Origin of the sequence: Paenibacillus nuruki, assembly GCF_001721045.1 — a bacterium.
Classification (GTDB): domain Bacteria; phylum Bacillota; class Bacilli; order Paenibacillales; family Paenibacillaceae; genus Saccharibacillus; species Saccharibacillus nuruki.
On the sequence record NZ_MDER01000037.1, the window covers coordinates 1 to 12,435 of the forward strand.

Annotated in this window: 12 protein-coding genes; 8 read left to right on the plus strand and 4 right to left on the minus strand. The window is 37.7% G+C overall.

Translation table 11 applies throughout. The features are described from left to right. Nucleotides 1–133 precede the first annotated feature (133 nt). From PTI45_RS10570 to PTI45_RS10580, 3 genes are all read left to right on the plus strand, one after another. Complete coding sequence (locus PTI45_RS10570; protein ID WP_069327545.1) at nt 134–637, plus strand: hypothetical protein; 504 nt, start codon at nt 134–136, stop codon at nt 635–637. Nucleotides 638–817: 180 nt separating this feature from the next. After that, nucleotides 818–1,603, plus strand: a complete 786-nt coding sequence (locus PTI45_RS10575) for a class I SAM-dependent methyltransferase (protein WP_069327546.1) — start codon at nt 818–820, stop codon at nt 1,601–1,603. 24 nt (nt 1,604–1,627) lie between these two features. Continuing rightward, entirely contained in the window at nt 1,628–2,242 is a 615-nt protein-coding gene (locus tag PTI45_RS10580; protein WP_245703469.1) for an RNA-binding protein, read from the plus strand. 291 nt (nt 2,243–2,533) lie between these two features. Here the strand turns inward: PTI45_RS10580 and PTI45_RS10585 are convergent, their stop codons facing one another. After that, entirely contained in the window at nt 2,534–3,748 is a 1,215-nt protein-coding gene (locus PTI45_RS10585) for an FAD-dependent monooxygenase (RefSeq protein ID WP_069327547.1), read from the minus strand. Nucleotides 3,749–4,139: 391 nt separating this feature from the next. Continuing rightward, nucleotides 4,140–5,180 carry an NAD(P)/FAD-dependent oxidoreductase gene (locus PTI45_RS10590; protein ID WP_069327548.1) on the minus strand — a complete coding sequence of 347 codons (1,041 nt, stop codon included), beginning with the start codon at nt 5,178–5,180 and terminating at the stop codon, nt 4,140–4,142. A 343-nt stretch (nt 5,181–5,523) separates the two neighbouring features. Here PTI45_RS10590 and PTI45_RS10595 point away from each other — a divergent pair, with 343 nt between their 5' ends. Both PTI45_RS10595 and PTI45_RS10600 read left to right on the plus strand, forming a co-directional pair. Next, nucleotides 5,524–6,039: a hypothetical protein gene (locus PTI45_RS10595; protein WP_069327549.1), complete on the plus strand. Its 516-nt coding sequence runs from the start codon at nt 5,524–5,526 to the stop codon at nt 6,037–6,039. A 232-nt stretch (nt 6,040–6,271) separates the two neighbouring features. Then, the gene (locus tag PTI45_RS10600) at nt 6,272–7,195 is read left to right on the plus strand and encodes a VanZ family protein (protein ID WP_069327550.1); all 924 of its coding nucleotides are present in this window, start codon (nt 6,272–6,274) and stop codon (nt 7,193–7,195) included. Between the two features lie 77 nt (nt 7,196–7,272). Here the strand turns inward: PTI45_RS10600 and PTI45_RS10605 are convergent, their stop codons facing one another. After that, the gene (locus PTI45_RS10605; protein WP_069327551.1) at nt 7,273–8,163 is read right to left on the minus strand and encodes a sulfurtransferase; all 891 of its coding nucleotides are present in this window, start codon (nt 8,161–8,163) and stop codon (nt 7,273–7,275) included. 188 nt (nt 8,164–8,351) lie between these two features. On the opposite strand from PTI45_RS10605, the gene PTI45_RS10610 reads away from it, so the two are divergent. Next, on the plus strand, nt 8,352–10,130 hold the full coding sequence (locus PTI45_RS10610) for an acid phosphatase (protein WP_069327552.1): 1,779 nt from the start codon (nt 8,352–8,354) through the stop codon (nt 10,128–10,130). A gap of 125 nt (nt 10,131–10,255) precedes the next feature. Here the strand turns inward: PTI45_RS10610 and PTI45_RS10615 are convergent, their stop codons facing one another. After that, nucleotides 10,256–10,627: a winged helix-turn-helix transcriptional regulator gene (locus PTI45_RS10615; RefSeq protein ID WP_069327553.1), complete on the minus strand. Its 372-nt coding sequence runs from the start codon at nt 10,625–10,627 to the stop codon at nt 10,256–10,258. Nucleotides 10,628–10,841: 214 nt separating this feature from the next. Here PTI45_RS10615 and PTI45_RS10620 point away from each other — a divergent pair, with 214 nt between their 5' ends. Next, nucleotides 10,842–11,375, plus strand: a complete 534-nt coding sequence (locus PTI45_RS10620; protein WP_069327554.1) for an NAD(P)H-dependent oxidoreductase — start codon at nt 10,842–10,844, stop codon at nt 11,373–11,375. Nucleotides 11,376–11,641: 266 nt separating this feature from the next. Further along, nucleotides 11,642–12,274 carry a restriction endonuclease gene (locus PTI45_RS10625; protein ID WP_069327555.1) on the plus strand — a complete coding sequence of 211 codons (633 nt, stop codon included), beginning with the start codon at nt 11,642–11,644 and terminating at the stop codon, nt 12,272–12,274. Nucleotides 12,275–12,435 lie beyond the last annotated feature (161 nt).

Here is a 12,435-nt window from a genome sequence, read left to right on the forward strand (position 1 = left end):
GATATATTCCAGATGAAATAAATTAATTAAATAGCTTAATTAGATTTAAATAATACAAAAAGGAGGATTAAGAGCACAGAAGAAATAAGAAATGCAGTAAGTAAATAAATTATACCAACGAGAGGAAGATATGATGAAAATTTCTAAGCCTTTCTTAAAAAATCTATTAGTTATTCCTTTAACATTAAGTCTAGTTTTTACAGGGTCTTTTTTCGGTCAATCGTCTACTGTTTTTGCAGAAGTGCCTTCTAGCAGTGCACAGGCGGCACCAATTATTATACCAGAACCACCACAATCGGGAGATCCTGTACCTGATCTGGATTATTATATTATTTATACATTCGTGGCTAGTTCTACACCACGTATTTTGGATAATATCAATGCGGAAGGAATAACAGATGTACAATTTACGATGTTTCCTTTCGAAGGCCAAAACAAAGAAGTCGTTATTTTTAGTCTAGAAGCTCAGACAGACAAAGGATGGGAACCTGTATTTGTAACACCGTTCCAACCTTATTCCAAAATCCAGAAAAAACATTTAAAACTACCTAAAAACAATTATAAAAATTTTCGTATTATTGTGAATAGCACGAATAATAATTTTTCAGTTATGGGGTATAAGCAGTGGACGAGCTGATAAAAAATAGCTAGAAATCACCTTTTAAAAATTAGCATGAGATTGTTCATATGAGTAAATAACTGGTACAGATAATCTAATTTAAGGAGCTGATCTTGTAAGATCAGCTTTTTTGGTTCAGTATGAGATGTAACAGTAAAATCTTCAAACAAAAGTCAACATAAAGTAGGTGCTGAAGTGATGTATAATTCTTATGGAGAATTATGTACAGAAGTATATGAGCTAAGTAAACCTGTAGGTTTTTCTTATCAGGATGTAAAGTATTATATAGAAAGACTACAACAATTAGGCAAAAAAGAATTGCTTGAAGTCGCTTGCGGTTCTGGACGAGTTCTTATTCCATTATTGCAAAAAGGGTTTAAAGTTGATGATATAGATTATTCATTAGCCATGCTAGATTCTTGTCGAAAAGCTTGTAAAGCATTAGATTTCAATCCTGTGCTATTAGAAAGGAATATGAGTAGCTTTAACTTAAATCAAAATTATGAAGCCATCATTATTCCTGGTGGATCGATTCAATTAATTGAGTTACGAGAAGATCTGACCCATGCATTAAAATGTTATTATGCTCATTTAAAACATGACGGTATTATCATAATGGATATACTATTACAGACAGATTTTACTAGTCATTCAGTGAAGACACGCTTATGGGAAAATAGCAAAAATGAAGTGATTACTTTAGAAGAAAAACGTATTGAATTAGATATAGTGAACCAACGAACTGTTTCTTTGTTAAAATATGAGAAGTGGAAAGATGGAGTACTGTTACAGACTGAACTTCAACGATTGTCTATGAGTTGGTATGGAATATATGAATTCCAACTATTATTAGAAAGTATAGGATTTGTAGATGTCACAATATCAGCCAACTACGATTATAAATCAATACCTGAAAATGGAGATAGTATTATTACATATGAAGCAAGAAAATCGAAAAAGCACAAAAGAAAGGAATTTATATGACTATTATTAGTATTGAGGGGGCAAGTGCAGTGGGAAAGACAGCTACTTCATCTGCACTTTGTAAACAATGCTTTTCATATTCCAGAGGTTGCGAGTTGGTGGGAAAAGCCTGAATATGAATATCCGGAGTGGTTTTTTGAGCGTCAACTGGATCGCTGGAATATAGCTATTGAAAAAGAAACAGATACAGAAGTGATTATCGATATCGACTTATTTCAACCGTTTTGGTACAACTGGTCTTTTGATTTTACTTTGTTTGATGGACAAAGCTTAGCTTTTGTAGAACGATTTTACCGACCTCTAATAAGCCAAAAGAAATTAGGATTTCCTGATACATATTTTGTTTTATATACCAACGAACATATTCTAAGAGAAAGAAAAGCAAGTGATTCTACCCGATTAAGAAGAGGTTTTGAAATGAATTTACAATTTATCGAACCGCAAATGAGATATTTCAAAGCATTAAATGAGTTTTGTCCAGATTTGGTATGTTTTATCGAATCAGTCGATATTGAGCATAATATAAAAAAGATTAGAAATGAATTGCCCTATTGTACCTCGACTCATCGATATTCTATAGAACTTTTTGACTTTATGATTAGCTGGTTAAGTACACATCAAGCAAATAAAGGAAAATGATAGAATTGAAAATAGATCCTCAAATCATTGCAGAGATAATCGGAGTATCGAAAAAAGAAATTTTAAGAAGATATGACTAAAAAGGAGAAAATACGTGATCTTAGAGTATTTAAATAGTTATGCCCAAAACACTGATTGCATACAACATTCTCCTCCTATAATGTATTGGAAAGAAAGCAACTTTCTATATCTTTTATAGGAGGACAACCTGTATATAAATAAGGATAAGAGCACGTGAGCAGATTGTTAATTATTATTTCTATGTGTATATCAATTCGTGGATAAGATTACTTATGTTGTAGTCTGCACAAGCCTGATATCAGGCAATTGTTGCTGGGTACGAGCGACGTGACCAATACGAGCAGCAAGCTTACGGAATGGGCCAAAGCTAGCGATCCGTATAAATGTTTGCATCGTGCCAACGCCGATTTTGGTTTGCGGATAAAAGAAATTTGGAGCACCTGGAGGTAAATGTTGCGCTTTATCTATAATCGGACGCATCCATTGCTCATACTTGTTGAGACAAATAGGTATGCCTCCTGCTTCATTAGATTCAGGTTGTGATAGAAATGCCGCCAGAATATATCCGCCGATCAATGCGAGTGATGATCCACCTCCACCGATAGGAGTGACACACCATGCTGCATCGCCGGTAACACATACTCTGCCTTCTGACCATGTAGACATCATAATTTGGGTAAGGTAATCAAAGTAAACATCTTGTGATGTAGCAAATCCGTCAATCACACGAGAATCTTCCCATCCTGCGCCTGCAAAAACCTTACTCAATTCTGTACGAGCCTGTTCCGAAGGAATAGCTGCCAGATTACGATCACGATCTTTAAAGGCGAGCATCGCACGTATCGTTCCCTGATTATCAGGACGAAGTGAAATTTGACGACCGCCTGTAGCTGTATACCAACGCCACCATCGGTCATCTCCAGCTTGTCGTTCAATCGTACCGTATGCTATGTTCAGTCCTAATTCACGTCTAGATACACGATCTCCAAACACTTTATCCCGTGTTCTGGATCGCACACCTTCAGCGATAATAAGTAAATCGTATATTTCTGTTTTGCCTGAATGCAGATCGATCTCAACATGTTCTTGGTGATCTACAATGTGTTCAATCCAGTCACCATAACGAACCTGAACTTGCGCGGGTAACGCCTCCAAAACAATACGTGCCAAGTCGCCACGTAAGATTTCCAATTCAGCAGTCAGTCCATCTGAATCTTCTACCGGAAAAGCACCGACAGTTTGTCCTTTTTCATTTACAAATGCGGTTCCTTCTTCAGTCGTTGTTTGGTTGCGCACTTGATCTTCTAAGCCCATCATTTGAAGAACTTCGCGTGCAATCCCACGCACATCAACATTTTGCCCACCATCACGAAAAGTACTAGCACGCTCAATAACCGTAACTTCCCAACCTGCTTTGCTCAACCAGAATGCCGTACTAAGTCCAGCAATACTTGCACCTGAAATCAGCGCTTTTTGAACCGTCATGATGTTGCTCCTCTCGACGTGTAAATACGCCATTATGAATAACGTTAGAATCATTAAAGGCAATCATAAAAAAACCACAACTCACCCTTGATATAAAGTGGAGAGATGCAGTTAGATGTTCCTTACCCTCTGTGATTAGAAATTGAAACTGTGGATAAGATATATAGGTTAGTTTATTGTAAAATGATTAGCAAATATTCTTGAAATTATTGAAGTCTACCTTATATTCTTAATCAAACAAACTGCTTAATAATGTGCTAAAGTATCTGGATAGCCTTTGCTGATCACCATAGAGTCTGCAAAGGGGTTTTTGAGTTATATGCAACTTCTTTACTTCTTTCTAATCCCTATCTAATTTTCCTCATCATCAGAGCTCCTTCAAAAAGCACTTTTAAAATCTGGAAAGTCGACAAGGAGCTAATTTGCTTTCAGATTGCTGATTGATAATTTCATTTGCAGCCAAACGCGCAATAAGAGGTGCTAGCGTAATCGCAGCATGCATTGATGCTAGATAAAGACCTTTTATGCGGTTATCAAAGCCTACGATCGGATAACCGTCTTCAGGCATGGGTCTCAACCCAACTTTTATGCTTTCTAATTCTATTTGATCCCCGTCTTTGAGGCTATGACGCAGCGTATCGAACGCTCGCTTACCAACCGCCTCAGGTCCATTTTCTAACGAATCGTCGATATAATCTTCAGCAGCCAATAGGATATGATCTGTCAGTTGACGTGTTTCGAATTTCGCATTCGAAATCAATGTATGGATATATTTATGGGACGTTTTCATCTGAATCAAAATAGAAGGTGACGATGTTACGGGTACATGAATTTCTAATGAGCTACACAGTTCAAGGATGCTTGTACCTGCTGCCAATACAACGATATCTGACTCTACAAAACCATTGGACGTATGAACACCGATCAGTTGGGATGCGTCTTTTTCTAGCCCGGTCACCCGTGTGCTTAATAGAACTTTTGCTCCATATTCTTGCGCTTTGCCCAGTAAGAGTTTGGTTATCTCTATAGGATTAACTGCTCCTTCTTCACTAGCAAAAAACGCTTCATCGGGATATTCTTCTAAATTCGGTTCTAGCTCCATAAGTTGCGTACGATTTAATTTTTGAAAGCGATGCTGTTTAACAGGTGACGAAATGTCCCAAGTCAAAGCTCCGTTCCAATGGATATTCAGTTCTGGCAGTTCTTGCTGAAGCCTATGATATTCTTCCAAAGCTGAATCATATAAATGCTGGTATGGAGGAGCCACTTCATGAGTCGTATGTATCCAAGCAAAAGATTTTTCTGTCACTTCTTGTGCTGCGGCTGAATGCTGTTCAATCACGATTACATCTTGATTCCGTTTGGCGAGGTGGTAGGCCGTAGAAGCTCCTACAATCCCTGCGCCAATAATGACGATTTTCGGTTTATTCAATAATAACGCCTCCTTTGCCCTCCATTGTAGCATAAGCCATATTCATCGGGCGTTATGACAATCCAATACCTAGCTTTTTCAAATCATGTTCCAACTATAAAATCTATTCTTTATTATAAGCCAGTATCCCTTAGGCTGTGATTAAAAGAAGCAGAAGAAACCCTAGAATTTTTATATACATATATTTCTAAATATTCTATATTAAAGGTGTACTTAGTTAGTTAATTAGTTTGAAATTGTACACAGGAGATAGGACTTATAAAGAAAAGAGGTGAGCGTAGAACATTATAGCTCGTCACGGCATAAAGCTGAATATTTTCACAAATGAAGGTGGAAAAAAATAATGAAAATGTTAAAATTGTTGGTGAAAAAAGGGTCTATACCAGTTATGACTTTAGGTTTGTTATTCACCATGTGTATTTCAGGTCAGTCTACTGCTTTTGCGGAGAGTGCTTCAAGTGTTATGCAGCCGAGCAGCATACAGGTTGGACCGATTACAATTCCAGAACCTCCACAGCCAGGAGATCCGGTACCTGATCTTGCTTATTATGTTATCTCTGGTTTTACTGCTGAATCTACACCTCATTCGACGATAAGTTTTAATGCAGAAGGAATGACAGATGTGCAATTCACTGCATTTCCATTTCCAGGTCAAAATAAAGAAATAGTAGTATTCAGTCTGGAAACAGAAACAGCTAAAGGTTGGGAATCTGTATTTGTAACTACATTTCAACCAAGTTCCAAAGTCCAAAAGCAACATATGACATTACCACGAAATGATTACAAGAAATTTCGAATTTTTATTTCAAGTATGAATCCGAATCTTGCTGTTTTGGGATACAAACAGTGGAGTAACTGAATCCTTCTTAGCTCCGTACGTATACTCATCTGAATCGATAACCACAATAATGGGCAATGAATATGTAAGGGATTGGTCTCGGTGTAGGATCAATTCTTTTTTCTATTTTACGAGACTTTTTGCTTTCTGATTACTTGTTAAATATTAGACTCCTAAGAAATGGATACAAAAGCAAGCAAGAGTCCGTCTTTTATACAGAGTATTAAAAAAGTTCTTTCTAAAGGAGCCGACAATGTTAAAAAGACGCAAACTTATTCTCACCATAACACTACTGTATACGCTCTTTATTCTTTATTTTATGTTTTTTGCGTTCGGCAGAAGCGATTCTGAAGCCGATAGTTATACATTTATCTTTGTACCCGATAATTTTTTGAAATTGCCTAATCCATTAGACTTTTTGCATCCGACACTAATGGATATGGTGAGTCTAGGAAATATGGCGGCTTTTATTCCATTTGGAATTCTAATTCCATTATTGTATTCGATAAAATTTATTCGATTCATTATCTTGTTTATATTTTCTATCCTTGTGCTTGAAACGATACAGGCTTTGACTTTACTTGGAAGCTTCGATATGGGCGATGTTTTGAAAAACTCAACTGGCGCAGTGATCGGGTTCGCAGCTTACAGCATTGGAATACGTGCTAAAAACGTTCGACGAAGCGTTATCTCTATGGGTATTTCTATGGCTTTGCTATTGATCGTAACATGGGGAATTGGTGCTGGAATCGATAAAGCGGTTGCTAAAAATCCGGGATCATTTGTTGCTTTAAACGAATGGGAAAACAGCAGTGGAGTCACATCGAAAAAGACGAAATCGCTCCCCTTCAAAATAGGTGGACAAGAAATCACTCCTCAATTCAATGTATATGACACTAACGGTAAGAAATCAGAAACGTACAGTTATAAGTTTGATGACAAAGAATTTTATTTTTATTTGCAATATGGAATTCCAGACCAAAACGATTTCGAAGGAAGTATAAGTGTGTCTGTAGATGGACGGCAAATTTTATCCTATTCCTCTGAATATCAAAAGCATAAGCCTGAAATATTCGAGTGGTATTTCGAACAAGCCGACGTGCTTACGATTACGTTAGAAGGAAACGAAAAAGCATGGGATGTTGGATATCGAGAGATGAAGCATTTTTGGGAATAAGAACAATCGAATAGAAAAAGGAGCGATTCTAAGTCTTAATCTAGACTTGGAGTCGCTCCTTTTGGCTTTTTTAAATGTTATATATCTTCTCCAGTCGCCACCGGATTCTCCTCATAACTAATCCAGTCACTCCAACTCCCACTATACAACTTCACATTCTTATACCCAGCTTCGTTCAATGCCAACACATTCGGACAAGCTGACACTCCAGAACCACAATACACAATAATCGGTTTCTCTTTATCCAATCCTGCAAAATGCTTCTCCAACCGCTCTACATCGTCATACCGATCTTCTTCATCATGACGGGTATCTAACCAGAAATAATTCACCGCTCCTGGAATATGTCCAGCTTTGGGATCGATCGGTTCTTCAAGTCCCAGATACCGTTTGTTTTCACGAGAATCAATCAATGTAGGCAAAGAATCTTTATCCTGAGTCTGGACAGAAGGAGTCGCATCTGTAGAACGATAAGCTTGAGACACCTGACGAACTTCTTCGATATCTGCTAACATATCAGGCTGTACATGTGCGACAAATGTGGTTGGAATCACAACAGGTTGATCGCTAGTCACAGGATACTTCGCATTTTTCCAAGTGGTAAATCCTTCGTTCAATACATACACTTGCTGATGCCCTACATAGTGAAGCATCCACCATAATCTGGCGGCATTGATTCCTTTGTTATCATCATAGATCACGACACGACTATTTGGATGAATGCCTGCTTTGCCAAGTGTAAGTGCTAATTGATCGACATCAGGTAATGGATGACGACCACCATGTGTTGTCACTGGAGCCGATAAATCTTTTTCCAGATCGAGATAGACCGCACCCGGTATATGTTCTGCTTCATAAGCCGCCGCTCCCGCAGGTTTGTCATTTAACCAGAAGCGACAATCTACAGTGACGATATCGGGTTCGTACAAGCGAGCAAGTAACCATTTCATTGATACTATATTTTGCATTATATGTATCTCCTTTTATAAATAATATCTTTTTGTATAGTGTACATGATATTGCAGCAGGTATCTATTTGGAATTCGTAAAGACGTTTAACAAACTTAATATAAATAACAAACATAGCGTTAACAAAATTACCGTAAGATGTGGAAAGTACATAGATGCACAATTGTTGAGGAGGATTTACATTATTATGAAATTATCTAAATTTAAAATGCTAGGATTATCCCTGACGTTATCGGTATTGGCAGGTACGGTCGGTGGACATTCTTCGTATGCAGCAGAAGCGAAAGATGCATTGACACCAGTGAAGCCAGAATCGGGTTATTTTGTAGACCATTACAAAAACAATACGAAAGACAATATGTCTGCAACATCTAATCCGGCTATTGGTGTATTATCTGGATTTGAAAAGTTATGGACACCGGGTGCTACTTGGGATTCAGGTACAGCCGTAAATGCTAAAATCTTAGACCAGAATATTCAGATGGTTATCGACATAGCAAAAAAACGTACAGCCAGTCAAGCTCAAGCGGCTTATCTGGATGATCGTCGTAACCAGAGTTACAGTGTGATCGAAGGTCTAGGTTCGCTTACAGATGTATATCGCAAAGATGCAGGCGCAACGACCACAATTACAGATGTTCCCGCAGATGCGACGACGCAAAAGTATGATGATGGAGGCAACAATGCAGGTGATCCGAACTCTAGCTTGGGTAGTGTTGTAAGTCTGGTGAACAAGTTACGTGGTGATTATTCATCTACGAATCCAGCGAAAAGCTTTTTTAATTACAAACGTCCTTTCCGTTGGGATTCACCAGCGATTGTGATTCCAACATTAGTGCCACAGATTAAGTCTGATCCAACCTCAGATGGAGGCTTCCCAAGTGGGCATACCAATGCAGCCTATTTAAGTGCTTTTGCAATGGCTTATGCTATGCCTGAACGCTATCAGGAGTTACTGACTCGTGCTTCTGAACTTGGCAACAACCGGATTGTTGCAGGAATGCATTCTCCATTTGATGTAATGGGTGGACGTGTGATGGCAACGGCTTTGTCGGCGGCTATTTTGAATGATCCAGCAAATAAAGAATTGAAGAAACAAGCATACCAACAAGCGCAAAAAGTATTAATGACGCAAACAGGAACAGCGCCAGATCGCTTTAGTGATTACAAAGCCAATAAAAAAATGTATACCGAGCGCTTAACGTACCAATTCCCGCAAGTGTATGCCAAAAACCAGCCGATTTCTGTACCTAAAGGGGCAGAGGTATTATTAGAAACGCGTCAACCGTATCTAAGTGATAACCAGCGCCGAGCCGTATTAGCAACAACAGGGATTCCATCTGGTTATCCTGTATTGGATGATGCTGAAGGATGGGGACGTTTGAATTTATTTGCCGCAGCTGATGGTTATGGCTCATTTATGAGTAATGTTACGGTAACGATGGATGCTTACAAAGGTGGATTCAATCAGGAAGATCACTGGCGTAATGCTATCGCAGGTAAAGGCGGTCTGATCAAAAAAGGAACAGGTACTCTTTATCTAGAAGGTAAAAATACATTCAGTGGAAATACAATGGTTATGCAAGGCACACTCGAAGGAACAACAGCGACAGCATTTGGACGTGGAAATGTCACCAACCAAGGCGGTACACTTGCTGAACAAACAGCTGGCATGTGGATGATTGATGGTGATTTCAAACAAACACCTAAAGGTACACTAGAACTGAATATCGGGAGCAAAGCCGATCTTTTGAAAATCAAAGGAAAAGCTAGTTATAACGGTAAGCTACAATTGAACTTTACTAATAACTATATGCCTGCTAACGGTATGAAGATTGTGATCAATAAGAAATCTGTACAACATGGACAATTCTCGTCGATGACAACAACAGGATTACCTAAAGGTTACAGCGTCAAAGCGATCTACAGTAATACCAGTGTGAAATTAAAAGTGAGTAAAAAATAATCTGATCTCGTGCATATATTGCTAAAAGTGAAGCCATCTTATAGATGGCTTTTTCTTTATACTTTTTTGCATTTTACCTCTTATGGTGCAAGTCATTCTTATATTGAAGTCGATGCTTATATATCCTATTTAACATTGCGCTTTACTTCATGATCTAATAGTTCAATCTCTTCACCTTGTTGCTGACGAAGAGTAATATTTTCTGTGCCCCATGCACACATCACTTCGACAATAGTATTGGCAGTTCTCCCGTATGATGTTAAAGAGTATTCGACTTTAGGAGGCATTTGCTGATAGACATATCGACTTACTAAGCCATCTTGTTCAAGTTCACGTAATTGCTGAATAAGTACTTTTTGCGAAATACCTTGAATATTACGTTGCAATTCACTAGTACGCATTGCATCCGATGCCATTAACAAACAGATGATCAACGCTTTCCATTTTCCGCCGATGATTTCAAGGGTGGCTTCTATGCCTAGATGATATTGTTTCATTCTTCATTTCCTCCGTTTGAGCTCATTTGCTTGTAGTTATTGAGCTATATAAGCCTATCAATCATAAGCTTGATTCTTTATTGTTACATCAGATCGTAGATAAAGTCTATACACACTTTAAAGTAAGTACATGACTTTATTGTGTGTATTTTCTTTTGGGTCAAGCTATATCATAATGGCAATATTCTCACATCACGAAAGGAAATTATATCGTATGAAAACATTGATTATTTTAGCACACCCGAATCTTGCAACATCCAAAGTGAATAAACGCTGGCATCAGGAATTACTTCAACACCCGGATCAAGTGACGATTCATCATTTATATCAAGCATATCCAGATTGGAATATTAATGTGGCTCAGGAACAACAATTACTGGAAGCTCATGATCATATTATTTTACAATTTCCATTCTACTGGTATAGCTATCCACCTTTACTGAAGAAGTGGTTCGATGATGTCTTCTCATATGGATGGGCATACGGATCAGCAGGGGATAAGCTGAAAGGGAAAAAGATAGGCTTAGCGATGTCTATTGGAGATAAGCAGGAAAATTATGATCCAGAAGGTTCGGTTACTCTTACAGTAGAACAACTAATCAGCCCGTTTCAAGCAAGTATGCAGCATGTAGGAGCGATAGCATTGCCACACTTCGCTATGTTTGGGGCATCTTTTCAAGCAACAGATCAACAAATTGATCAAAGTGCTAAAGAGTATATTGACTATATTGTTGAGTATCAGAGTTAACCTAATCGTAAAAAACGTATCAAACATAAGCTTGAGTAAAAGTAGATTTATCGAAATACGACCTTTCACCACATAAGACATGTTTACTTGTAATGATTATTTTTATTAATTCCTTTTACTAATCTTTCTATTGATTACCTATATCTATAAATCTTTTCTTGTATAAAAGGCTTTAGCCGTAGACGTTCAAGTGTAACGTTAGTATTTCGGTTAAAGTCTTTTTTTGTTACACTCAGAATAACGATAAATAAGAGGAGCCACACATCATGAATATCAACCAGATATTTGACCAATATTCGCTCGGGATTTACGCACTGATTGCAGTAGTTATTCTACTCATCATTATACTCACGATCAAAAGCCTCTCCCGCAGAAGAGCTAGAATACGCCGTCAACAACTTGATCCATACCGTATTACTATGCAGGATATTGACCAGATGGAAGGATCAGAATTTGAACGATATTTATATCGCTTGTTCACTGAATTAGGATATGAAGATACATACAAAACACAAAGCAGTGGCGACTTTGGGGCAGATCTAGTTTTTACCGATCGAGAAGGAATACGTAATGTACTGCAAGCCAAATGCTATGCCGAACATAATAAAATTGGTTTGAGTGCTGTACAGGAAATTTATTCATCCATGCGTTATTATGAAGCAGAGAAGTGTATCGTATTAACATCTTCTTATTTTACCAAAGCTTGTGAAACACTCGCCGGTGTCAATGCCGTCACATTACTAGATCGCAGTGATCTGATTCAACTGATTGAAGATTTCAAATCCAATGATCACGAAGAAGCTATGAACATCATCGAAAGTGAACCTCAGATTCTATTATCTCCGTGGAAACAAAGCACAAACCAACGACAATCTCAGCGAACACGTAAAAGTAGATAAAAAGGCTATCTTCCCTCATAAGGAAGCAGCCTTTTTTTAATCTATTTTAATTCGTTTTAATTCACTTTATATCCTTAAATCCCATTAAAGAAATAAAACTCAACACTCTTATAGTATTTGTAATTTTATAAACCCTAAACTCTAAATAATAAATAATAAAT